The sequence below is a fragment of the Sphingobacterium prati genome, assembly GCF_013167215.1.
Lineage (GTDB): Bacteria > Bacteroidota > Bacteroidia > Sphingobacteriales > Sphingobacteriaceae > Sphingobacterium > Sphingobacterium prati.
Genome location: NZ_JABJWY010000038.1, coordinates 767,346 through 793,022, shown reverse-complemented (window position 1 = coordinate 793,022; position 25,677 = coordinate 767,346). Strand labels below are relative to the sequence as shown.

The 25,677-nt window shown below is 40.3% G+C and carries 18 protein-coding genes; 9 read left to right on the top strand and 9 right to left on the bottom strand.

What is annotated here, in order from left to right; all coding sequences use genetic code 11:
* Positions 1-69: 69 nt before the first annotated feature.
* Positions 70-888, bottom strand: coding sequence for a glycogen/starch synthase (locus HPC41_RS22480; protein WP_172396316.1), 819 nt, complete (start codon positions 886-888; stop codon positions 70-72).
* A gap of 148 nt (positions 889-1,036) precedes the next feature.
* Between HPC41_RS22480 and panC the strand changes: the two genes are divergently transcribed.
* The 9 genes from panC to HPC41_RS22435 all read left to right on the top strand — a co-directional run bounded on the left by panC (position 1,037) and on the right by HPC41_RS22435 (position 10,875).
* Positions 1,037-1,885 carry a pantoate--beta-alanine ligase gene (gene panC, locus HPC41_RS22475; RefSeq protein ID WP_172396315.1) on the top strand — a complete coding sequence of 283 codons (849 nt, stop codon included), beginning with the start codon at positions 1,037-1,039 and terminating at the stop codon, positions 1,883-1,885.
* A 154-nt stretch (positions 1,886-2,039) separates the two neighbouring features.
* Complete coding sequence (gene panD / locus HPC41_RS22470) at positions 2,040-2,390, top strand: aspartate 1-decarboxylase (protein ID WP_172396314.1); 351 nt, start codon at positions 2,040-2,042, stop codon at positions 2,388-2,390.
* Between the two features lie 94 nt (positions 2,391-2,484).
* On the top strand, positions 2,485-2,847 hold the full coding sequence (locus HPC41_RS22465; RefSeq protein WP_172396313.1) for a hypothetical protein: 363 nt from the start codon (positions 2,485-2,487) through the stop codon (positions 2,845-2,847).
* A gap of 347 nt (positions 2,848-3,194) precedes the next feature.
* Positions 3,195-5,531, top strand: coding sequence for a TonB-dependent receptor (locus tag HPC41_RS22460; RefSeq protein WP_172396312.1), 2,337 nt, complete (start codon positions 3,195-3,197; stop codon positions 5,529-5,531).
* A 43-nt stretch (positions 5,532-5,574) separates the two neighbouring features.
* On the top strand, positions 5,575-6,042 hold the full coding sequence (locus HPC41_RS22455; protein WP_172396311.1) for a thioredoxin family protein: 468 nt from the start codon (positions 5,575-5,577) through the stop codon (positions 6,040-6,042).
* A gap of 74 nt (positions 6,043-6,116) precedes the next feature.
* Complete coding sequence (locus HPC41_RS22450) at positions 6,117-6,785, top strand: FKBP-type peptidyl-prolyl cis-trans isomerase (protein WP_172396310.1); 669 nt, start codon at positions 6,117-6,119, stop codon at positions 6,783-6,785.
* A gap of 283 nt (positions 6,786-7,068) precedes the next feature.
* Complete coding sequence (locus HPC41_RS22445; RefSeq protein WP_172396309.1) at positions 7,069-7,668, top strand: FKBP-type peptidyl-prolyl cis-trans isomerase; 600 nt, start codon at positions 7,069-7,071, stop codon at positions 7,666-7,668.
* Positions 7,669-8,398: 730 nt separating this feature from the next.
* The gene (locus HPC41_RS22440; RefSeq protein ID WP_172396308.1) at positions 8,399-10,042 is read left to right on the top strand and encodes an NAD+ synthase; all 1,644 of its coding nucleotides are present in this window, start codon (positions 8,399-8,401) and stop codon (positions 10,040-10,042) included.
* A gap of 260 nt (positions 10,043-10,302) precedes the next feature.
* Entirely contained in the window at positions 10,303-10,875 is a 573-nt protein-coding gene (locus HPC41_RS22435) for a DUF4136 domain-containing protein (RefSeq protein WP_172396307.1), read from the top strand.
* A gap of 125 nt (positions 10,876-11,000) precedes the next feature.
* On the opposite strand, the gene HPC41_RS22430 is transcribed toward HPC41_RS22435, so the two are convergent.
* The 8 genes from HPC41_RS22430 to HPC41_RS22395 all read right to left on the bottom strand — a co-directional run bounded on the left by HPC41_RS22430 (position 11,001) and on the right by HPC41_RS22395 (position 25,639).
* Entirely contained in the window at positions 11,001-12,038 is a 1,038-nt protein-coding gene (locus HPC41_RS22430; protein WP_172396306.1) for a GntR family transcriptional regulator, read from the bottom strand.
* 75 nt (positions 12,039-12,113) lie between these two features.
* On the bottom strand, positions 12,114-13,271 hold the full coding sequence (locus HPC41_RS22425; protein WP_172396305.1) for a glycoside hydrolase family 88/105 protein: 1,158 nt from the start codon (positions 13,269-13,271) through the stop codon (positions 12,114-12,116).
* A 648-nt stretch (positions 13,272-13,919) separates the two neighbouring features.
* Entirely contained in the window at positions 13,920-15,728 is a 1,809-nt protein-coding gene (locus HPC41_RS22420) for a RagB/SusD family nutrient uptake outer membrane protein (RefSeq protein ID WP_172396304.1), read from the bottom strand.
* 107 nt (positions 15,729-15,835) lie between these two features.
* Positions 15,836-19,090, bottom strand: a complete 3,255-nt coding sequence (locus HPC41_RS22415) for a SusC/RagA family TonB-linked outer membrane protein (protein WP_172396303.1) — start codon at positions 19,088-19,090, stop codon at positions 15,836-15,838.
* A 145-nt stretch (positions 19,091-19,235) separates the two neighbouring features.
* Positions 19,236-20,690, bottom strand: coding sequence for a pectate lyase family protein (locus HPC41_RS22410; protein ID WP_246250968.1), 1,455 nt, complete (start codon positions 20,688-20,690; stop codon positions 19,236-19,238).
* Between the two features lie 154 nt (positions 20,691-20,844).
* Positions 20,845-22,182, bottom strand: a complete 1,338-nt coding sequence (locus tag HPC41_RS22405; RefSeq protein ID WP_172396302.1) for a pectinesterase family protein — start codon at positions 22,180-22,182, stop codon at positions 20,845-20,847.
* 11 nt (positions 22,183-22,193) lie between these two features.
* Entirely contained in the window at positions 22,194-23,927 is a 1,734-nt protein-coding gene (locus HPC41_RS22400; protein WP_172396301.1) for a fibronectin type III domain-containing protein, read from the bottom strand.
* A gap of 74 nt (positions 23,928-24,001) precedes the next feature.
* A complete protein-coding gene (locus HPC41_RS22395; RefSeq protein WP_172396300.1) occupies positions 24,002-25,639 on the bottom strand; it encodes a DUF4957 domain-containing protein in 1,638 nt (545 codons plus the stop codon).
* Positions 25,640-25,677 lie beyond the last annotated feature (38 nt).

Below are 25,677 nucleotides of genomic sequence, written 5' to 3'. Positions count from 1 at the left end.
TTCGTTGGAAATAGCCCTTTTAACTAAATTATTGTCTGCTTTTTTTACTCAAATCTTCAGGACATCGTGCTATACCTCTACTTCTTCAGGAGCAAACTGATCGTATACTTCTCCAAACGCATCGTAGTCCTGATCGCCATTAGGCTCAAAAACCTGAATGTCTTTGGATCTAGCGAAATCAACAATTGCCGTATTGACATTTTCGTCTGCTACGACAACCATATCAGTGAAATGTAAAGCACCTTTATAGATTGCTTCATAACTACCATCCCCGTACACTTGCGCATCCGCGGTTTTAAAAGCGCCTTCCGGAGCCATTTCGGCATATTTCGATCCTAATGTACCTTTAAACTCCTCGTTAAACAGCGAGTACATCACTTTTGCATCCTTAAATGTAGGATCGTCCTTATACGTTGTTTTTACGTAAGCAGGTACCAAAGCAGAAAACCATCCATGACAGTGTACTACATCCGGCGACCAGCCTAATTTCTTAACAGTTTCCAACGCTCCTTTACAGAAGAACACCGAACGCTCATTATTGTCTGCAAAGAATTCGCCATGCTCATCACTAAAAACTTTTTTACGCTGAAAGTAGTCCTCGTTATCCAAGAAATACACCTGCATCCGAGCTGCAGGCAGTGAAGCTACTTTAATAATTAGCGGATTATCATTATTATCCACAACAATGTTCAAGCCTGAAAGACGAATCACCTCATGCAATCTATTTCTACGCTCATTGATATTCCCAAAACGAGGCATCAAGATACGGATTTCAAAACCCTTCTCTTGCATCGCTTGAGGCAGTTGACGTGTAATTTCAGAAATTTTGGTTAATTCGAGGAAAGGCGACATCTCGTGAGTAATAAACAATATCTTCGTTTTTGCCATCTCCAGTTATTTTTATTTATTATTTTCGAACAGTAAAATCGGTCTACAAAGGTACAAAAAAAATACTTACCATGCAATTTACTATCAATCATCGTTTTATATTCCCAAAATAATATGCAACTTTGCGAACAAAAAACTATTCAGCAAAGTGGAAATTTTCAAAACGAAAGCATCCCTCCAAGCACATCTCCAAAAAGCACGCTCGGAAGGTAAAAAGATAGCCTTGATCCCCACCATGGGAGCACTTCATGAAGGACATTTATCGTTATTAGATTATGCGAAACCCATCAGTGATATTAGTGTTTGTAGCATTTTTGTCAACCCTACGCAGTTTAACGACCCTAAAGACCTTGAAAAATATCCGCGTCCAATTGAAAATGACATTAAGCTATTGGAATCTGTCGATTGTGACATTTTATTTATGCCAAGTGTAGATGAAATGTACCCCGACAAAGATGAAAACTGGCATATTGACCTTGGCGAGCTGGATCAAATCTGGGAAGGAGAAAAACGGCCGGGGCATTTTCAGGGTGTAACACAGGTGGTCTACAAATTGTTTACATTAGTACAACCCGATATTGCCTGTTTTGGTCAAAAAGATTTTCAGCAGGTGATGGTCATCAAACGTATGATCGAAATCAAAGATCTTCCAATCAAATTGGCAATTTGCCCCATTATTCGGGATCAACATGGTCTAGCCTTGAGTTCCCGGAATATGCGCCTAAGTGAAGAAGGTAAAACAAAGGCCCTAGCACTCTCCCGTTCGTTGCAATACCTGAAAGACCACATTGCCGATAACACTGGATTACAAGAGGTTAAAAATAATGCTTTAGCAATATTAACAGGTACTGAGGGGGTGACTGTCGAATATTTCGCTATCTGCGAAAGTACTTCGTTAAAAGAGGTCGAACAGATTGATTTCAGCAAGCCACATGTAGCCCTTGTAACAGCATGGGTAGAAGATGTCCGACTTATTGACAATATGGTACTCACTTAAGCAAGAGGAATGATCGGACAATTGGGGTCATCAACGTTGCTGATTTGTAGTTATGAGGTAAAAAAAACAGCAATAATGCCATAGCATGTCATAAGCCGCTGCTCAAATCAAGCTACGAATATTTAAATACTAAAAAAAGCTTTACCTTTGCGCCATGGTAATAGAAGTAATGAAATCCAAGATTCACCGCGTGAAAGTCACACAGGCGGAATTGAATTACGTGGGTAGTATCACGATAGATGAAGATTTGATGGATGCTGCAAATATCATCGCGAACGAAAAAGTGCAAATTGTAAATAATAACAATGGAGCCCGCCTGGAAACTTATGTCATTCCAGGACAACGTGGATCAGGCACCATCTGTCTGAATGGAGCTGCGGCACGTTTGGTCCAAGTCGGTGATATCATTATTATTATTTCATATGCAACCATGGATTTTGAGGAAGCTAAACAGTTTCAACCCTCCTTGGTTTTCCCAGATGACAACAACCACTTGATCAAATAGTATTGAGATATTAGATTTGAGATTTGGTTTTAATTTTTAATCTTAACTTTATATCGTATTTTTGAAGCGTTGCCTTATCGGGTAGCGCTTTTTTATGCAATCAAAAACAACAAGAAATCTACGGCAGCTTATCGCATCAGTCCAATTGGCACTGATGTCGTTGATTATTATTTCTGGTGTTGTTTTCATGCACAAAGAAGTAAAATCGACCGGGGAAATCGTGATGCACACGCACCCTTACGATTTTACAAAAAAAGAAAAACCACAAGAAACCGATGACCAGATTGATTACCTGAATGTCATCTATCAAAACACCTATGTTCAGACTGAGTTTATCGTTCTCGAACTTCCCATAGCAAAGGAAATTCAGCTAACGCTTTATCTTTCGGCCTGCCCAGAAGTTACCACCATTACAAACAGTCCCTACTACCTCCGGGGGCCTCCCTACTTTGTATAAATACAGTTCATATTTTTCCAAATCTGACTACAACCTGTGAAAATATTGTATCATCATGCCATCGGCATTGGTAAGTACATTTATTTTTCACAATCGGAAAAACAGCCATTAGAGCCTTGGTTTGGTATGTCCTAGGGACAAAACCAATGCCTCTATGTTTAATTTACACAGTAGATAGATGATGCTCTTATGCTTACATCATAGCGATTGTTCGTCCAAAAAGACTATGTATGTAGTATGCACACAAGCTTCAGGTAGGGTTTCCTTTATTTAGTACCCTGAAAGAAGAAAAAGCATACTACAAAGCTATAAGCATGTACGGGCATCTCATACACAATACAATAAAAATGCTAAAACAATACACTTTACTGGCTACACTATTGGCCGGCACATCCACTATATACGCGCAATCATCATTGGAGGGGTATTTATTCAACAAAAACCGTGAAGCTATTGCTTCGGGCACATTGACCATTAAGAATGGTAAATCAGCCACCACATCTGATGCCAACGGTCATTTTAAATTCAATGCCCTAACTACACCCAAGGTAACCTTAAATATTTCGGCTGTAGGCTATCGCTCACTGACGAAAGTAATCGCTTTGGACACCTTAAAATCGCCTCTTCAGATCCAGCTTGAAGAAGATAATCTTAACCTGGATGAGGTAGTTGTCTCGGCTACCCGATACGGCGTAAAACGCAAGGATGCGCCCGTTGTGGTCAATGTGATCGGACCAAAACTATTCAATGCGACGCAATCTGTAGCGATGTCCGAAACATTGAATTATCAGCCCGGAGTCCGGGTGGAAAACAATTGTCAAAATTGTGGTTTTTCACAGGTCAGGCTCAACGGCCTCGAAGGCCCATACTCACAGATATTAATTAATAGCAGGGCCGTATTTTCGGCATTAAATAGTGTCTACGGATTGGACCAGATCCCAACCAGCATGATTGACCGAATCGAGGTCGTACGCAGTGGTGGCTCAGCATTGTTCGGAGCCAATGCCATCGCCGGAACAATCAATATCATTACGAAAGATCCTGTCGAGAACGACTGGCAGGTAAAATCTACCAATTCACTGATCGGCGGAAAAAGCTGGGACAACACCGTAGACTTCAATACATCGCTTGTCACAGAAGACTTAAAAACTGGCGCAACATTTTATGGGATGCATCGCAATAGAGAATCTTATGATGCAAACGGTGACGGCTTCTCAGAAATTACCAAGCTTCGTAATACGACTTTTGGCACCAAACTATTTTATAAACCAAGCGACTTGGATAAAATCACGGTCGATTTTAGTACGGTCAATGAATTCCGCCGGGGTGGAGATCAACTTGACAAAGCACCTCACTTGACCCAGATCACAGAACAGTTGCAAACCAGTTCCATTGTCGGTGGAATTACCTACGACCATTATTCCGAAGATTACAAACACAAGCTCTCAGCTTATGGTTCGGTCCAGAAAACAGTGCGCGACAGTTATTATGGTGGACTTGGAGGAGGAACAACCTTAGCCGATAGTACCCTTGCATCCAATTCGTATGGAAAAACAGATGATATTGCACTTGTTTTAGGAAGTCAGTACACCTACAATTTTGAAAAAGATGTATTTACAGCAGGCGTAGAGTTTTCCTATAACGACACCCAGGATGAGATTCCCGGCTATAAACGGACGATTGACCAGCAAAATAAGGGGCTTGGTTCTTATGCACAATACGAATGGAAACCCTTTTCAACATTGAAAACACTGATTGGTGCCCGCTACGATTACACGTATGTAGATGGTAAATACAGTCTTGCAGGTATAAATCGGAATTCGGATCAACGCTTTGGGACTTTCAGCCCACGATTAACCGTTCTTTATGATATCACGAAAGACCTACAGTTCAGGGGTGGATATGCACGGGGTTTCAGGGCGCCGCAGGCATTTAATGAAGACATGCACGTGACCTCCATCGGCGGCAACCAGGTTTTTGTCCTTATTGGTGAAAACTTAAAAACCGAATATTCCAATGCCTATACGGGATCATTCAGTTACAATAAAAACTTTGGAAATGTACAGACAAGCTTACTTGTCGAAGGTTTCTATACGGATCTCAACAATCAGTTTGTCAACATTATGGCCTCAGAAAAGGATGGGTTGATTATTCAGGAAATGCAAAATGGAGAAGGCGCACGCGTGTATGGCTCCAACATCGAAATCAATATTGCGCCTTCATCCTGGCTATCCTTCCAGACAGGCGGAACCATCCAACGCTCTCGTTACAAGAAGGATCAGCTGATCTATGAAGGGAAAGAGGATGCCCATGATATCTGGACAAAAAAATATGTCCGTACACCCAATATCTATGGATACATGAACACAAATTTAAAAGCGACAAAACGATTTGCAGTTGACCTGACAGGAGTATATACAGGTAAAATGATTGTACCACATATCCAGCAAGATATCATGACATTAAAGAATGCTAATGATTTTGTTGAGTTAAACCTACGCTTAGGATATACACTGCCTGTACATAAGGATTTTAGCATCGAGTTCTTTGGTGGTGTACAGAATATGTTCAACGCTTTCCAAAAGGATTTTGACAAAGGAGCGCTACGGGATTCAGATTATATTTATGGGCCAACACGTCCGAGGACCTATACTTTCGGACTCCGTGTTGGCCATTTTCATTAGATGATTGGTGTTGGGATAGCTAATACCGAATAAAAATGTAACAATGAAATATTGTCGGAAAATAAGCATACTATTGATCGCCTTACTTTATCCGCTCCTACATTTTGCACAGGAGCGGATAAATTGGGTCAGTTTTGAACAGCTCGATTCCTTACTTGCAGTAGAACCACGGGAGACCTTTATTTTTATCCATACCGATTGGTGTACCTATTGTCGAAAGATGGAACAAGAGATACTTACAAAGCCGGATATTATTACCGCAATCAATACAAACTATTATGCGGTCAGTTTGGATGCGGAATCTGTGCAGGAAATCGCCTTTGATCAGGGCATCTGGAAGCCAAAATCCAACAAAAAAAGAACTGGCCAGTACCATCCTTTGGCGCTAACATTATTGAATGGGAAACAAATGGTTTTTCCTAGCATCCTTCGATTTGATAGGGAGTTTCACTTAAAAAATATACAGCAAAAATATCTGAATTCAAAAGAGTTAGGTGTTTTTTTAGAATAATTTAACATATTTGTGTAGCGAAACCAAACGGATGTGCGTTTGAGTTTTATAATTAATACACACTTTAAGAAATTATGAAAAATATCACGAAATTTTTGATGGCATTTTTGTGTCTGGGCATTCTTTTTACAGCATGTAATAAAGATAATTTTGATTACGATGCATGGGAGAAAGAACAACAAGAAAAACAACGAATTCAGGACTCCATTAATAAAAAAAGAGTCGAAGAGCAATATCCGATTATCAAAAAGTATGTCTCTGACAATCAGCTTCAAAATGTTATATATATAGATTCTTTAGGAATAGCGTATCAAGTATTAGCGGCAGGAGATCAAAGCTCATACACGTATTCATTTAATAATGGAGGACAAATCATAGCGCCTAATGTAACAGTCGAATATGTTGGAAAATATGTCCAAACTGGTGCGCAATATAAACCTGAAGGGACAGTATTTGAAAAAACAGAGGAAGGAAAAACAGAAACTAAAAATCTGGCGTCAAAACCTGTGATATGGCACAGAGCGTTCTTACCTCAGAAAATAAAATTCGGCGAGCAAGAAATCCCTGTGGGCGGAATTACCACAACCGGTATGAAAAAAGGTTCTAAGATTCGTATAATCACTCCTTCTCCTTGGGGATATGGAGATAGCGATCAAAAAGCTGAATCAACTGGAAACACAATTCCGGGCAAATCTATTGTAGATCTTACTATTGATGTAAAAGATATCAAAAATACCAATTAACATTTCGCTGTTTATAAAAAAACCATTTTCATACTGAAAATGGTTTTTTTATGTCTCAAATAAAATAAATATAGCTGATGTGCCATTAAAATTAGGTGGCTTGCACAAATACAGATTGGAACTACAACATTGCAAAACACTTCGATAAGCTAATGAGTGTTAATTGCTGTTTTAAAATGTTAATTATTGGGGAGATGGCGCAGTAAAATGAAAAAATAATATACTTTTGTTAAACCATTTTTGAAAATATAATGGTCTTTTTCGAAAAACCATCAATAACACTATGAAAAAAATATTATCACCACTGTTCTTGGGAATCGCAGCTATTGCTTTATTTACCGTTAGCTGTGCTAAAAGTGACGATACACCTGTTTATGACGCTGCTGCACAATTCAAAACTGATTCTGTCACGCTCAAAAATTATGTTGACAGCAAGTTTCCAGATGCACAATACGATTCAGGAACTGGGATCTGGTATGAAATTCTAACAGAAGGTGAAGGCAATTACCAATATAAAATAGTCGATACCTTAAATGCTAAGTTCCTTAAATTTAAACCAACTGTAAAGTACACGGGTAGGTTATTGAGCGGAAGTATTTTTGATCAAACTGAAACAGACAAAACAACAACTTTCGAAATCTTGACAAATACAGGCTACTATTACCCCTTTGAAAGTACTATCATTCCGGCTTGGACATTTGCGTTTGCTCCAAAGCAAATTGGGGATTTGAAATTAAGTGGGCTAACTGAAAAAGGGCTTCAAAAAGGAGCTAAGATACATATTATGGCTCCTTCGAGATGGACTTATGGAAATCGTGCAACGGGAAAAATACCAGCTAATTCTCCTTTAGATTTTGTTATCGAAGTCGTTGATCTAAAATAATCATAAAGATCATGTTAAAAACCTCCTAAAAAAGCTTTAGGAGGTTTTTATTTATACCCCCTATTATTTGTAAGTATTCAAAGGTATTCGTTTCTGTAAGTATCTAAAAGTATCGGTCAATTTACTAACAATCGTTAAGCCTTTCTAGAAAAATAAACCTAACCTTTAATAGCTTAAGCTTAAATAGACGGACTCTTAAAACAACAAAAGCTCGAAGTGGGGAACTCCGAGCTTTACCTAACCAATTATTAACCTAAATTATGAAAAGTTCTTTATATATTATTTTGTATATATCTTTCTGTTTTGATATATCAAAGGTACTATAGATTCCGTTTCATGTCAAGAAATTTAACAGCATTTAACGTTGTTAAAATTATGTTAAAACAATTTAGCAAATTACAACAATTGAACACCGTTATTTTGACGATAATTTTTCAACCAATCTATAGATAATAACAGATTAGGCTGTAGCTTTAGACAATGATTAAATTCATGGCCTATGCGTTGAATAGGCCAAACAAAAAATACTACGATCAATTCGTGGATTAGTAAATAAGCTAGTCACTCGTAGAATCTTAAAAAACAGTAGCCAATAAAAGAAACACTTTCAATAAAAAGGAATAAATTTGTAATGAAGGTACCGCGTCTTAGGGCTGTGTACTATTGAAACAAAACTTAAATCGTCATGTTTTTAATCACATAACGGGTTTAACAAAGAAAAATTAAAAGGATGAAAATAGCTTTAGCCCAATTGAATTACCATATCGGTAATTTTGAAGCAAATACAAAGAAAATAATTCAAAGCATCAACCAAGCCAAAGAAGCGTCGGCAGACCTTATCATCTTTGCCGAGCTCGCTATCGGAGGATACCCAGCCAAAGACCTTTTACGAAATAGCGTATTTAAAAAACAGTGTGATGAAGCTATTCACCAGATCGCTGCCCATTGTCAGGATATTGCTTGTATTATCGGTGCCCCCGTCAAAAACAGCGATCTCGAAGGCAAAGAACTATACAATAGCGCAGTGTTTATTGAAAAGGGTGCTGTTCGAAACATTATAAAAAAGGGCCTGCTGCCAGACTACGATGTATTTGATGAATACCGTTACTTCGAACCCAACAGACACTTCAATTGCATTACATTGAATGGTGTAAAAATTGCCCTGACCGTATGTGAGGACCTATGGGATGACGACGAGGGTGGAAACTCTTATGTCGGTGACCCTATGGCCGAACTCAGGAAAGAAAATCCTGATCTGTTGATCAATATCGCAGCTTCACCATTCTCATACACACATTTTGACGAACGTGTTAAGGTACTTTCACGCCAGGTCAATACCTACAGCCGCCCCCTGATCTATGTGAATCAAGTAGGTGCTCATATGGATATTATCTTTGATGGAAGGTCAATTGCACTTAATAATGAAGGAACAAAGATCGCGGAATTAAAACGGTTTGAAGAGGACCTGCAATATGTTACCTATCATCAAAGAAACATCACCTCAACCACCGCAACGACAAAAGATCCTGCAACAGAGATCGCCTTGGTCCATGATGCATTGATTCTGGGACTACGCGATTATTTTCAGAAATCAGGGTTCAAAAGAGCAGTGTTAGGTCTTTCTGGCGGATTGGATTCTGCATTGGTAGCCGCCCTTGCCTGCGAGGCATTGGGGGCAGACAATGTACTCTCCATTCTGATGCCTTCAGTCTATTCCTCAGACCATTCGATCAAGGACGCAATGGATCTTGTGCATAACACGGGCTGTAAACACAATATTGTACCGATAAAAGACATCGCTTCAGCATACGAAAATACGCTAGCCCCGATTTTTGATGGACTAAAACCAGATACCACCGAAGAGAATATTCAAGCGCGTGCACGAGCTGTCATCCTAATGGCGGTATCAAACAAGTTTGGCAACATTCTATTGAACACGTCTAACAAAAGTGAGGCTGCTGTAGGTTACGGCACTTTGTATGGCGACATGGCGGGTTCCATTTCGGTCATTGGTGATGTCTATAAATCCAAAGCTTATGAGCTGGCTCGATATATCAATCGGGAGCGTGAAATTATCCCGGTCAATACAATTGAAAAAGCTCCTTCAGCGGAATTACGCCCGGATCAAAAAGATTCAGATTCCCTTCCTGAATATGATCTATTGGACAAGATCTTATTTGAATTGATCGAAAATGAAAAGAGCGGCTCCGAAATTGTAGCGATGGGATTCGAAAAAGCGTTAGTAGAGAGAGTCAATAAATTGGTCAATAATGCTGAATTTAAACGTTTTCAGGCACCGCCGATCTTAAGGATCAGCCCCAAAGCTTTTGGCCCAGGAAGACAGATTCCATTGGTGGCAAAATATTCCTATTAATTTTACAATTAGGATTAAACCATATCTGTAGTTTTTTGTCTAACATTAAAAAATAAAATCCTGTACTATTTAGTACAACAACGAATTGCAAATAAACACTCGATGCTGCGTAAAAGCGATGAAAGCGGATAGTGAGAAGTTAAAACAAATTTAATAAATATAAAGTTCCATATAGGCCATGAAACCATCACGGGTATGAGGCTAAAAAGCAAAGCCATATACGTGATAGATTCATCACAGTTAATAAATAAATTACTACGATGAAAAAGATTCTATTATTTTTGGTGCTCTGCGTCGCGCTGGCATCATGTTCGTCTTATCAATACAATACCACTCGGGTAGAAAAGATGGATTTTACTCCTTTCAAGACGTATGCTTGGTTACCACCGGTAGACTCGCTTTCAAAGTCTTATTTTGACAATGATATTGCCAAAACTAATATTTTGGATGCAGCAAATGCGGCCTTGGAAGCAAAGGGACTCCAGTATTCAAAAGATAATCCGGATCTATTATTCCGTTATATTACAATAGTTAATAACAAAAGCCGATTGGTATATGGCGGCGGTGGATATTATGGCTGGGGCGGTCCTTGGGGCTGGTACAGACCCTGGTTTTCACCTTACTATTACGGTGGTGGATATTATCCTGTTGCAAAAGAACGCTATCGTTATGGCCACTTAATTATCGAAGCTATAGACCGTAAAACAAATACGGTGATCTGGCAAGCGCGGGGCTCAGGTGATGTCGATAACCCAGAAAAAGCGATCAATAATATCAGTAAGGTCGCAACCGGAGTTATTGATTTGTTCCCTATAAAAACATTAAAGAAATAAACGGAGTTTTTACAACTCCCATAAAGCAAAAGGCTGGTTTAATAGACCAGCCTTTTGCTTTTTAAGTATCTTTTATTGATCTGTTCCGAGCAATCACCTCGTTTTGTTTGATGAGCGGCTCATCCTTAAACCGATGGCCGCAATTTTAAGTAAAATGGTACCTCGACGCGTTCCTTCGATTTGTTCATAATCAGTTCAGCAGCAAGCCGCCCCATCATTTCAAAATCAGTGGATATTGTCGTAATACCATTCAGGATAAATTTCTTCAATGGGGTCTCATTATAGGAAATGACTCCGACATCTTTTCCTATCACCAGTTTATTTTGAATAACCTTGTTCAACAACTTCACAAGATCGTCCTCAATAATATTGATGTAGCATGTTCCCTTCTCAACATTCTCTTCATCAATATCGGACACTAGTTCGTGCTCAAAAGCATATTGCTGACAAAATTTGTAAAATCCCTTGATGATGGCTTTAGGAAAATCACTATAGTCCGGAAATACCAGTTTCAAATTTTTGTACTTACTAAGCACCTCATTGGCTTCTTCCAATGCGGAATAAATATCGTGTTCATAATTTTCATATACAGCAGGAAAATCCCCAGGAACGTCCTCAATGAACTTACCCAATAACATCAGTTTATCTGTAGGGATCTTGCGGATGATGTCGGGCGCTTTGTCTCTCCCTTCTTTAAAATGCGGAAATAAGACGTAGTAATCATACGTTTTGGTCAAGCTTCCCAATAGGTTATTCAGGTAAGATAAATCCGAATTATAAACAAATAAGTCGAGGTTGGCAAAGTCTCCGAGTTCCCTAGCAAAAGAATCATAAACAATTTTTTTATGTGCGCTCAATTTATTGAGAAAAAGGGCTATCTTAAGTTTCGATTGTACATCGGTCTTGTTGACATAATATCCCTTACCTGGATTGGACGCAATAATATCATTTTTCTTCAAATAACGATATGCTTTTTCAACAGTATCACGCGATATTTCCAGATATGCACTTAATTCATTGATAGACGGCAACATATCATTTCTGACCAATGTTTCATTTTTAACAGCATCGATAATGGTATTTGCTAATTGCAAATACTTGGGAGTAGCAGAAAAATCACTGATTTCTAAGGTTTTTAAAAACTGATTTACGGAACTGGTCATTGTTAGATTTTAATAAATATAAAATTAACGATTTGTTTATAAATATTTTAAAAAAACACTTAAAAACTAGTTTTTTCAAAATCCAGACTCTATACAGCCCATGATAAAAGGTCCCGTGGCCTTCGTATCATTTTCGCGGATCCGTTCGCCTACATAATAATCATAACTACCGTCCCGATAAGGATTTCCACCTAGACCGGCAACTGCATTGCACTGCACCAATGACCACAGCCCATTTTCTTTTTTTAACAGACGTCCTTGAATCCCCTGATATAATTTGTGTACCAAGGCCATGTAGCTTTCAGAAAGGTATTTTTTATTGATCCCTTTTGAATAAGCGTATAGAAACATGCTATTGACCGAAGCTTCCTGATAATTTCTTTCTTTTTTTGGCTGATCTATTACTTGCCACCACAGGCCCTCATCATCTTGATAGTTAGCAAGAGTCTTGGCTAACGATTGAGCCAATTGGATCAATTGATCTCTTCTGGGATAATCTAAAGGCAACTCGTCCAATACATCGATGACAGCCATAAAATACCAGCCAATACTTCTGCCCCAAAAATTGGGCGACTGCCCCGTTTTGGGATTTGCCCAAGCTTGCTTTTTACTTTCATCCCAAGCGTGATAATACAATCCTGTCCTAGTGTCCAATGTATGTTTAGCTGTAATTAAAATCTCATCGATAGCCTTGTCATAATATTGGTCTTGCTTACTAAGCTTAGCATATTTTGCGAGAAAAGGCCCGGTCATATAAACGCCATCCAACCAGATCTGATGGGGATAAATCAGTTTGTGCCAATAGCCACCTTCGAGTGTTGTAGGCTGGTATTTTAGTTGGTGAACTAATGTTTCAATAGCCAAGCGATATTTTTCTTTCTTTGTTTTTTCATAAAGTTCAAAAAGTATCTTTCCAGAATTCACAAAATCCACATTATAGGCACTAAGCTCGTAGAGATGAATTTCACCCTTTTCATTAATGAGCGTGTCTGCCCATTTTTCTACGTAGTTGAAGTACTTCTTATCGCCTGTTTTTTCAGCTACCTTTAACATTGCAAGACATCCCAAGCCTTGGGAATACCCAAAATATAATCGTTTTCCATGGTCCAACTGCCAGGCCTCAGGAAACCGCTTCATTTCCGAATCTGCAAACTGTTGATACATCGATTGTGCTGTCAGCGTAGATACTACTCCCAGTATGCATAGGAGAAGAATTATTTTTTTAAAGATCATATGTTGTCCTGTATGATTAAAATAAATATTTTACATTATTATACTACTTATCAAGAATATTGTTAACCATGACTCGTTGTTGATATTTCACTTAAGGTACTTTATAAATATTATCGTACCCAAATCGCTAAGGCTTCTGGAGTTACGTCGTCAATGTCATTCGTTTTTCTTTTACATAGCGGCATATAATTATATTATGAACTTACCTTACGAGAAGTAATAAATATGTACATCAGCCAGTAATGCTAAAAATATCACAAAAAGAAACAATAACCGTCCTGAGCTATCTTGATTTGCATGCTGTCTGAACGATTTCGCGCAGCAAAATATTGACTTCGTCACGTAGAAAAGTCATTCCGACCAGTGTTTCGTTTGTTTTCCCACGTGGAATTTTCATTTCCCCACGTGGAAAAATCGTTCAGACACCCGACTTTTTCATTTCGCCGAGTGACAAAATGAAAAAGTCCATTAACTAAACAAAGAAGTCGGGGGACTTTTTCATTTCGACGAACGTCAGTGATATTTTGCCAAAAGGGGAAATCAAACGTTCACCTGTCGAACTCATTTCGCCAAGTGGAAAAATTGCACAAATACAGTGCAATATCCCACAGACAGAGCGCAAAATCGATTGGAGGGACACAATACATCTTAATAGAGTGGATGCTGCTGACCGGTCAGTCCTGGATTATTATCAATGGTCGTCGTACTTAACGGGACTATCTCTACTTTGTTTTTTTCCAGACCTCTATAAATATTACTCACCCAAGTCGCCGTAGGGGCCAAGGCATTTGAAAAGAAAATAGATTGATTGCTGTACATATCCAATATGGTATATCCCTGCGCAGTTAATTCGGCTTTTTTTATTGCATCCGGAGCCTCTTTAAACGATATAAATTCCTGTGCAATCAAAGGATCATTAAACGCATTGGCAGGCGTCATTTTGTACGCACGGAATAAATCCACATTTGCGTACTTGCCTTGGTGTGCGGCAAGATCCAATAAATCTTGCTTGGTTTGACTCAGTTTTTCGAACAAAATTCCCCAACGAATTAAATCGGTCCGTCGCCATCCTTCAAAGCCCAATTCCAGTTTACGTTCCTGGATAATGGCATCCCGAAACCCTTGATAAGATGTTGGTGTTGTCCCTATTTTTGTTTTATCGTTTTTAAATGCACGTAAGCGTACTTGTTCGTATAGATCTTTTGCAATTGCGGTTGGTCCTTGATTGATTTCATTTTCAGCTTCGGCGTACATCAGCAGGATATCAGCGTAACGCAATTCAATCCAGTTGATATCTCTTTTGTTTACCGCAATGCCTTTCTCTGCTTTCCAATTGACCCTAAATTTACCGATAGTATTACTTGCATAGGTATTCATCTGGTGCTTACTATCTGCTGTGATGGAATAGGATGCAATCGCGACATCACGACGGCTATCCCCCTCTTCAAATTCAAAATAATAGGTTGGAAAGGCTGCCATTGCTGGCTGTGCTTTACCATAGAAGGAATTTGTGTGCGAAAAAAATCCATTTGTATAACCAATCTGTGCATCGTTACGATCAGCTCCTTTTTGCCCATATTCCAGCATGGATTCGTTATCGTATTTTCCATTGATGAGGTTTCTGAATATCGTTTCATAATCTATCAGACTATTTTCACCGCGATCTACAACCATTTTGCAAGCATCTCTTGCGATTTGATATAACTGGTGAATCCTGGACTGGTCCGGACGTTTACTCAGCTGCACACTACTTGCTGAATATGAGTTTAGATCCCAACGCAAGGAATATCCGGCAGCATATAAAGCTGTCCTAGCCAATAACCCATAAGCTGCATTCTTTGAAATACGTTCTACGGATAAACCAGATTCTCCTTTCCAAGGGAGCAAGGCAATAGCTTTTTGTAAATCTTCGACACAGGCATCCATGATGGTGTCACGACTCACACGGGAAGAAGAGAAGCTCCCCGCATCGACTACGGGAATACGTGGAAAAGGAACATCGCCAAAATAACGTACCACATTCAACATATTTTTGGCGCGTATAGCCAGTGCCTCGCCAAGGAGCATATCAAGTTTTTTCTTTTCTGAATCAGTCTTAGGTTGCATTAATGGAATATTCTTAATTAATACATTGACCTGTTCAACACCAGAATACATTGCCGTGTAGGTCGAAGAGGGGCTTGTTGCTGGAGTATACACATAGTTGGAAACTTGATTTTTTGAATTGGTCTCCCCCTCAGTAGAAAAGCATTCGTCTGTCCCCATACCAAATTGGTAATACAGTTCTGAATTAAAAACACTCGTATAAGCACCTAGTAATGCCATTTCTACACGATCGGCGTTTTCAAAGATATTACTACTATCGTAATCGCTTTGGGAAGGAAGTTCCAAAAATTTCTTACATGATCCTGTTGCCAATAAACAGGCTATGCTTAATATTGTTACAATTCTTTTCATTGGAATAAAGTGTTTTTCATTAAAGACTATTTTTGTCATAAACGATTCGTTAAATCGCATTAAATCTTTTGTCTGTAGTGCTGCTATATTTTAACCGAATCCATCACTCAAAAGGTCAAATTAAATCCAACAACGAAACTTTTTGTTCTTGGATAAGCAGAGTTATCCACCCCTCTCGTTAAAATAGACGATGTTGATGCTACTTCTGGGTCATAACCCGAGAATTTGGTAAATGTATGAATGTTGTTGAGCGTCAAGAAAACCCGCATTTTTCGTAAATAAGCATGTTTGGACAATTCTTGAGGCATAGTATAGCCTAGGGTGATATTGTTAATTCGTAAAAAGGATGCGTCTTCCAGATAATAGTCCAATGCATCACTTATCGCAATATTATTGGTGGAATTTAGACTCCACACTTGATCTTTCTGATGCTGATTAGGATTCAGTTCGGCCAAGCGGTTGAGATCTTTAGTCTCTGTTCCAGTAGAGGGATCAATTAATGTAAATCGATCCGCCATTCTTTCCAATGAATTCTGATTCGGTAAATAAGGTCCCATGAAACGCTGTGTATTCATATTAAATGCCTTATTACCATATGCAAAATTTAGAAATACATTTAAATCAAAATTTTTATAGGAAAGATTATTCCCAATTCCGCCAAAAAACTTCGGTTCAGGATTGCCTATTACCGTACGATCATTGGTTGACCATACGGGATTACCATTGCTATCTGTCTCGCCTGCAGTTGGTAAATATTTGACATCGCCTGGTTTAATACTCGTTCTGTTTTTCCCTTTTAATGATGCTACACCATCTTTCAACATGTAGCTACCATCCCCATTTTGGACAAAATCATCTGTGGTATATACACCGTCGTATTTGTAACCGTAAAATTGTCCTACAGTTTCGCCGACTCTTGTGATGAAGTCAATCCTTGAGCTGAGATTATTCAACATAAAATCGCTACTTTCACTACTAGATCCATATAGGCCAAGCGTTTTTGACCTATTAAATGTGATATTGAAATTGGTTTGCCATTGAAAATTCTGTTTTTTGATATTCAATGTGCGTAAGGTAAACTCTACTCCCCGGTTGCGCAGGGCTGCCACATTTTGATTTTGATAACGATATCCTGTTGAGGTAGGTATTGTCTGCTTTAACAAGAGATTACTTGATTTGTTGGAATAGAAATCTGTCGTTAAACTAATACGATTCTTTAAAATAGCAATGTCCAGCGCGAGGTTAGACGTTTGCGTCTTCTCCCATTGCAACTCAGGATTCCCCAACAAATCACTTGGTTTCAAACCTATTACCTCTGTATTATTGATCGCAGCAATCGTGGATCCGTACAATGTAGCGTAGGTCACATTACCAATATTATCGTTTCCGGTAGATCCATAACCCGCCCGTATCTTTAACTGATCAAAAAAGTTCTGGCCTACCATAAATTGCTCCTTGTGGATATTCCAGGCTGCAGAGGCTGAGGGGAAATAACCCCATTGATGCCCTTCCTTGAATTTAGAGTTGCCATCTGCACGCAATGTAGCCGTAAAAAGATAACGATCATCATAATTATAGATCGCTCGCGCAAACCCAGAGACAAGTCCGTACCGACCTTCTTCAACGTCAGCACGATCTATTCGAGTTGCCAAGGATACATCGTTCAATCCAAAATTACTCTGTGGAAACCCATAATATGTATGCCCCAAACTTTGATCTTTGGAGTAAAGAATCTCATGTCCCATCATTAGATTTAGATGATGCTTTTCGAGCTGTTTCATCCAAGACAGTGTATTGGTGAGCTGCCATTGATACCCTTCTGCATTACCTCTTGATCCATATGGCCCACCATTGTTACGGGCATTTACTGTACGTCCATCATCCCACATGTCATTTCTCGTTTGCTTCCACTGGTAGGATCCAGCGGTTCGAAAGGTAAAATTATTAAGGAATTTGACGTTTAAGCCCAAATTGGCCACAGCCAAACGGCTGGCCCTGGTCTTAGTAATCGCATCGTTCATGATAATCGGGTTGTAAATATCATATTGTGAATCTACTGCCTGAAGCTCTTCTGCAATGTCGGTGTTCAGCAATTGATCATTGGTGAATCGAACTCCCCCAGTGACCGGTTGCAGGATGGACATCTTAAGCATCCCTCCCAACGAACCTCCACCTTGTGTATTCGCATCTTGCAGTAAGGTGTTAAAATCCAAATCCACCCCTTTAAAAAGGTTGTGATTGAGTTTAGCCCTTAGGCTATTGCGATTATAACCAGATTTAGCCAATATACCATCTTGACTCATGTTATTGTAACTCAACATTAACTTCGTCTTTTCATTTCCCCCGTTTATATTGACATTATGATTCTGTAAGATGGCCGAACCGCCAAAAACTTCCTGTTGCCAATCAATCCCAGTACGATTGCCATACTCCTGCTGTATCCGTGTATATGCATTGCTCGCAAAATCCGGTGCTGTGGGATCCCCGCCAAACATATTTGCGAATTGCTGCTGCCTGCCACCTAGGGTCTGGTATTCATATTGATATTTCACATAATCTTCGACCCGCAACAAATCCAATTTTTTGCTTAGTCTTTCAAAACTGAAATAGGTATTGTAATCTATATTGGTCCGACCGGATTTTGCGGACTTTGTGGTTACTAATATAACACCATTAGCACCTCTAGAACCGTAAATAGCCGAAGCTGAAGCATCTTTCAACACATCGATACTTTCAATATCACTTGCATCCACACTGCTCAATCCTCCATCCATAACAAAGCCATCGACAATGACCAACGGATTGCTCGATCCAGAGAAACTCGTCCCACCGCGGACAGTAACATTGACTGCCGACCCCGGGGCACCACTTTGCGTAACAACGTTAACTCCTGCAATCTTTCCGGTCAATGCTTGCGCTGCAGTTGTCACCGGTATATCCTTGATTTCACTTCCTTTGACCGAGCCCACAGCCCCAGTCAAATCGCGCTTTCTGGCGGTACCATATCCAATAACAACAACTTCATCAAGATCACGATTGGATTTTTTCAATTGCACTCTAATTGGTACATTTTCTTTGACAACAAACGTTGTCGTTTCATAACCGACGCTTGATAACTGTAAAATATCGCCTTCTTTCGCTACATATTGGAATAATCCTTTGGAATCAGTTTGTAGCGTTTGACCTGTTCCTTTTATACGGATACTTACTCCAGTAAGAGGCACATTTGCGTCATCAACCACCACTCCGGCAATTTTATTTGACTGCGCCCAGAGATGAAACGGCAAAACTAAGGCCGCCAAAACAAACTTAAGCTTTGAGTTAAACAACACAGATTTATCTTTCGGTAATTTTTTAAACATTCGCATTATAATTTAGTATATTGAGATTTTCATCGGGTTATTAAATCGCATTTTATGCAACATAGGACTTGCTTGCAGCACTTAAATGGGCGACTTACAAGGAACGGCTTCCATTCCTAGTAAACCATTTCTTTATTTCGACCCCTTATTTCTGCTGCGCTAACAAGATCAAATAAGCTTCCAAATTGAGATAGCCTTTGAACAACGGATGTTCACTCGGTCTTAGGGCATCCAGATTATCGTTCTTATTCAATTTCAATTTTTCTTCCCATATATCAGGTATGCCATCATGATCTGAATCGAGTGGAAGATTAGCGCTTTCCAATCGTCCCAACCCGCCATTGTCCAAAGGAAGATCCGATTCGCGATAGGTATAAAATCCAAGTGTGCCTTTACTTTGCAATTCATTGACTAAAAAAGCATCGACCTGATCTCTTTTGGGCAAGGTGGCACCGACATGATCAATTAGGTAGGCATACGCTTTTTTAGCGCTCATTCTGGGCCGCAAGGTGGGGTAGGTCTCGTAGAAGTCGGCTGTTTTAAAATTATCTGCAGTTAGCCCCGGGTACCAGGCCGTTGTAGCTTCGATTAATTCCCCGTCCAGCTTACCGTTCTGATTATTGTCAAAATAATTACCCGACTGATAGAGATTGAAATTGCCGTTTCCTCTAGAAAATGGAGTTCCTTTTGTCTTTGGGGTTGACGGACCACCCACAAAATAATTATTTAAGATGGTCACATTAGACTCTCCTGAGGATTCACCGCCAAGAATGTAAGCATCTGCAGATATGGTATGATCGGGATAGGTTGTATTGGCGTTGCCAAAGTTATAAACAACATTATTGACAAATTCGTTAATGCCTTTCACTTTCGGATTTCTAGTCTTGTTGCTATGATAAAGTGATTTGATGATAGAGATCTTCCCTCCGGTCTGTATCAAGCCGCCGGCAGAGTGATTATGACGATGTAGCCCCTGCCCAATGATTGAATTCTGAATGGTAATACTATCTGGCTCGTTACCTTTGTTATCCCAATTTATGGAGAACACCTCATCCAGTCCCCAGGTAAAAGACATATGGTCGAGCATGATATTTTTTCCGTTGGCAATACCGGATGCATCATCGCTTTTCCCGGCTCCGGCATTTGCGCCGAGCCTGATCCTAACGAAGCGTGCAATCGTCCCATTTGAGCCAGAAAAAGAAACTTTCCTTCCATATAGAACCACACCGTCGCCTGGCGCCGTATGTCCGGCGATGGTGGTGTTTGCGGCAACGGCTAGATTAGATTTTAATTTAATAATACCGGATACATTAAACAATACAAAACGTCCAGGCTCGCTCACTGCATCGCGAAACGAGCCCGGACCGCTGTCATCTAGATTTGTTACAAAATAGACACTTGGTGTAGTTGCTCCCCTGGCTCCGGTAGCAAAACGCCCAAAGCCTTCCGCCCCAGGAAAAGCAAGTAACCTTCCGCCGTCAGTTGTAGCATTACTTTCAGCCCATTCAATCCATTCCAACCTGGAAACAAGTGCGTCTTTGGAACAAGAAAGAAGAATCATAGCCAAAGCGCCAAAAGAAAATAGACATTGTCTTTTCATAATGATGAGATTTTCAAGCCAACCAGTGCTGGCATTGGGTTTATAATTGTTATATATTGGTTTACACAATATTACACAATGCAACCGGTTTCATCATCCTGCACTGTACTGTTGTATGTCAAAAAGACACCACGGTATCATAGCCTGTTTTCTCCTATTTGTTTAATTTTGTTACTATTCGCACATTTTCCGGTAAGAAAGTCGGTTCCCAGCCATCCAACACCTTCTCTTTTGTATATTGCTGCACTTCGGCATCGGTCAGCTGATGTGACCAGCTAACTCGGCTGCTTATATCAGCTCCTTCGCCCATGCTCTTATATTCCGCATAATATGCCGTCTTTTCATTCTCAGGATTTCCCCAATTATGCCACCCCTGCGGCCGAATATGTTTTCCCATTTCAGTATCCATAAAGACAACTTTTGCGTAAGGGCGCCAAGGTCGACCCAACCACACCTCTGAGACATTGTTTGCCGCGGTGAGTTTACAGTCGGCAAAGACATAACCATATTGCTGCTCAGCTGGTGTAGAGGCGGCGGTAATATAGCCACCGGTACGGTTGCTATGAACCTGGCATTTGGAAAACAAAGTTGAGGAACCTCCGAACATAAAATCCACAGAGCCTTCTATATAACAATTTTCCAGCAGGGACTTTGTTCCATTATGTCCGTACCAGGTATCCTGATACCCCAGCATTTTACAATCATTGAAGGCGGACCTAGGCGCATCGATATATAAAGCAACTGCTTGTCCGGCATCCATACCAGCAGAATTGGCAAAGGTAAGTCTTTCACCAACAAATTGATCTCCTTTTATATAGACAGAACGGGAATCTGCGGTTCCATATGTACCACCGCCAGGCTTAGTTTTACCACTGTAATTGTCAAATGTCAAAATGGTCGTTTCTTTATCTTCACCTATTAGGTGAATAAGGGGTTTATTTTGCGGTATTTCAACGACTTCTTTATAGGTTCCGGATTTGATATAGATATAAAAGGGTTGTGCTCCATTGACAGGAGCTGCATGAATGGCTTCCTGTACAGAAACATAATCTCCAGTACCATCTTTTGCGACAACAATATCAGGTACGAAATCCTCTTTGGGTATCGCTGCAGTTGTGAACGTCTTCACCTGTTTTTTGGAGGTAAGGGATGGCGATGTAAGGCTTATGCTCCGCAGTCTGACTGTATAAGCTGTATTTGCTTCCAAGCCCTCAAAGGTATATTTGGTATTCTTTATCGTATCTGACTGTCTCAAAGTTGAGACAAAAGAAGGTCCTTTTGAAAGTTCAGCAAAATATCCGTCTGCAGCAGCAATGGGATTCCAGCTGACGGCTACTTGATTATGCTGGCTTTCAATACGTACCTCTTGGGGACCTTCTAATTCAGACAGCACATGTTGATTATACAGCATTTCATTTTTGCATGAAAGAAGGAATAGGATGCAATTGAAATAAACCGCACTATTGATCCAATGTAAGATTTGATTTTTCATCGAACTCATGTTTAATATAAATGTTTTACCAAACTATTTAAATATACCTCAACGTTATCATAGCCCTCACTCAAATCCCTATCATTTGCATTTGCTTTGCTAGGATCCAACTTATTGGCGATTTCCCATGCATCTGGCATGCCGTCCCCATCGCTGTCTTTTAGCACTGTTCCTTGTTTGAGTTGAGGCCATCCACCAACATCGTCTTGTGAGTCAATGATGCCATTTCGGCTCCGCTCATCGCCACTAGATCCATTGGCCGTAAAATTTCCATTCTTAACGGTATTTATAATCCGGATGTCAGCATCATCCCGTACGAGTGAGGCGCCCACTTTCTCCAGAACGGTTTGATAAGCTTGTTCAGCTGATTCAGTTTTCACATTATCTTCAATCGGCAAAGCTGCTGACAGCCGAATGGCACTCAGCGTAGCCGCGTCCAGTATGCCATATTTTGTGTTGAATTGATTTGCAACGGCATTTGTCCAGTTATCGGAATTAGCAAGATCATTTCCTTCAATGATATTTCCCTGAACATAAAATTCTCCCCACTTATTGAAAATGGGTGAAGCTTCATTTTTCAGATATTTATCGATGGATACTATTCTGCCACGAACACCAGACCGGGTAGCAGGACCAGGTTTATAATAATTATTAACCATATTGACATGCATCGCTTCACCACCATATCCGCTATTGCTTGCCCAATTGTAGAAAACGTTATTTCTGATATCAACGAGATCCGTCAACGCATACTCCGATCCTTCACGCTCCCCTAAACGAGGATTTCGGCTGTCATGATGTGCTACCAGATTGTGATGAAATGTTGCCTTCTTTCCTCCCCAAATAGCCCCATAACCATGCGCTCCTTTAAAATGTGCTGACAAACGTAAACTTTCGGTTATAATACACCATTGCATGGTGAAGTTATCATTATTATAAAATGACGCACATTCATCTGTAGACCAACTCATCGAACAATGGTCAATCAGCATATTCTTACGTTCAAAACCACCTATTGCATCCCCCTCAGCTTGTTGCCGGTCTCCCATTCGGAATCGCATAAATCGGATGACAACGTTATCGGCTTTGACAGTGACAGGATAATCTTGTAGGCAGATTCCGTCTCCCGGAGCGGATTGCCCGGCGATAGTCAGATCGCCATTCTTGATATCCAGGTTACTCTTTAATACGATATTGCCAGACACTTCAAAGACGATAATACGTGCCCCAGTTTGGTTTAAGGCTTCGCGCAGGCTCCCCGGCCCAGTATCATTCAGGTTGGTCACTTTGATGATCCGACCTCCCCGACCACCTGTAACCTGACGTGCAAAGCCTTCGGCCCCTGGAAAAGCATATACCTGCTCCACAGCAACAGCTCCTGTCTGGAAGGACTTGTATATACTTCGCGATGTAAATGCTGGATTATCGCGGTCTATCGCCCGAATCCGTAAGGTATAGTCTGTCTTTGGTTTTAAATCAGCAAAGGCATATTGTTCATTTTGGATCGTATCGCTGGAGTGCACCTCTTTACTGAAAGAAGTTCCTTCCGCTAATTGCAGGAAATAACCATCTGCCAGTGGATCCTTCTTCCAGCTAAAATTTACTTTTGTCCCTTCGACCTGCACATTTAGATTTGAAGGGTCCGCCAAAACTATCCCGTTGTCGGGCTGTTGTACAATGGATTTTGAGCATGCGGCATACATGCTAACCGTAGTTAACAGTAGTACTGTCGATAATTTCATCATGTTAAGTAAGGTTTAAATGAGGCATAGCTATTCCTATATAGCCGATCACTCAGCTATATAGGAATCGGTTATCCTTATGGTCTCCAACGTGGATCGCCGGCACTGTCTTTTCCGGCAAAGCCGTTATCTTTGATCTTGAAGTTGCCCGCATCTGGATCTGTAAATAAATCCGTGCTTTTCTTGGAATAATCAAGTGTGGACAGCGGAATTAAATCAGACGCTTCCTTCCAGGTAAAATCGGCCGTGCGATAATTTCCACCGCCGGTAATCTGTGTGCTTGGGTTTATTCTTATCCCCCCGAGTGTCTTGTTTGTCGCATTTACATCGGTCGTCTTTGGATCACCGAATATTACGCCTGCGATCGTGAGCCCACCTGCAATGGTATTTTTTGTTCCATCAAAATCTATAAAGTTTCTTCCTGAAAGTGGAGCACGATACAATGTGACATATTCAATCTTGTACTGGCCACTAGCATTATTTTTACTAGCTAGAAATACATCTGCGTTATAGACCGTTGAATTTTCCAACGTAAAATTATTGACTGCCGACTTATTGTCATCGACCGTTACTACAGCATAGCCCCCAACATTATAAATGATACAATTGGAAAAAGTCTGTTGCCCGACCGTGATGCCTCCTCTATACCTGGTCACTCCGCGCACATCATGTATGATACAGTTTTCAAAAGAAAACAGATCGATAGTTGCCATTGTATTTGGGTTGAAGATGTATTTACCAGCCGCATCATTGCTAAATATTTCGAGGTCAATAAAGGCAAGCTTAGCAATCGTACTGTTGGCTGTAATACCAAAATTAGATACTCCGCTGATGGACAATTGCGCTTTGAGCTTGACCAATGGATTATCTTCGGACATAACCGTCACTGATTTACTGAAATTAACAGCGGTCGATATTTCGTATGTGGCTCCCTTTTTCAATAAGATGGTCGCCCCTGCATTGGCATTTGCAATCACATCCCCCAAATTAACACCCGCAGGGTTTTCCTTGCTCAAATCGATGATTTCACCGCTCAAAGGATCTTTCGTCGTGTAATTATTTTCACCCCTAAATTTCTCACCGCTATAAAGCGCCACACGATAGGCCGTTGCCGCTTTTAGATTTTCGATCAGGATCCAGGCATCGCTAATATTTTGCGGTGTTAATGCAATGGTCTGCACGAGCGTTTCGGGAGTAGATTCGGCAGCTGCCTGAAAAACCTTGACCGTGGTCACGGCGCCCCCTTCATTATTCCATTTAAACAGAATGCGGTTCACCCCGACATCCGATGAAACCGGATTAATGACGATCGTAGGAAACCGCGGAGTCTTTATTTCACCGAAATCCGCCGGTCTCGAATTTTTAGCAGCATCCGTGGGGTGTAGCGTTGTTACACGAACTTGATACAGTTGCTCCCAAAGCAAGTCGTCCACCGTCCCCCCTGTTGTGTCTACGACATCAATTGATTTTGCTACTGTTTTAAAAGTATCTACGCTAACTTCAACTTTATAACCGCCTGCGCCTTCACTTTCCTGCCAGGCAACATCAATATAATTACCGGTGGCTACGAGTGCCCCCTTCATAGAGGGTCTAAACAAACGTGGAGCATCATCACCGTCCAACTCCGCTGTCCATTCTTTTTCACAGCCCGACAGGAGCAGTGCCACTATGCTTAAAAGCATAATCGAATGCATTAAATATGATATACGTTTCATCTTAAATACGTTTTTGTTTTCCATCAATCCAATGGAAA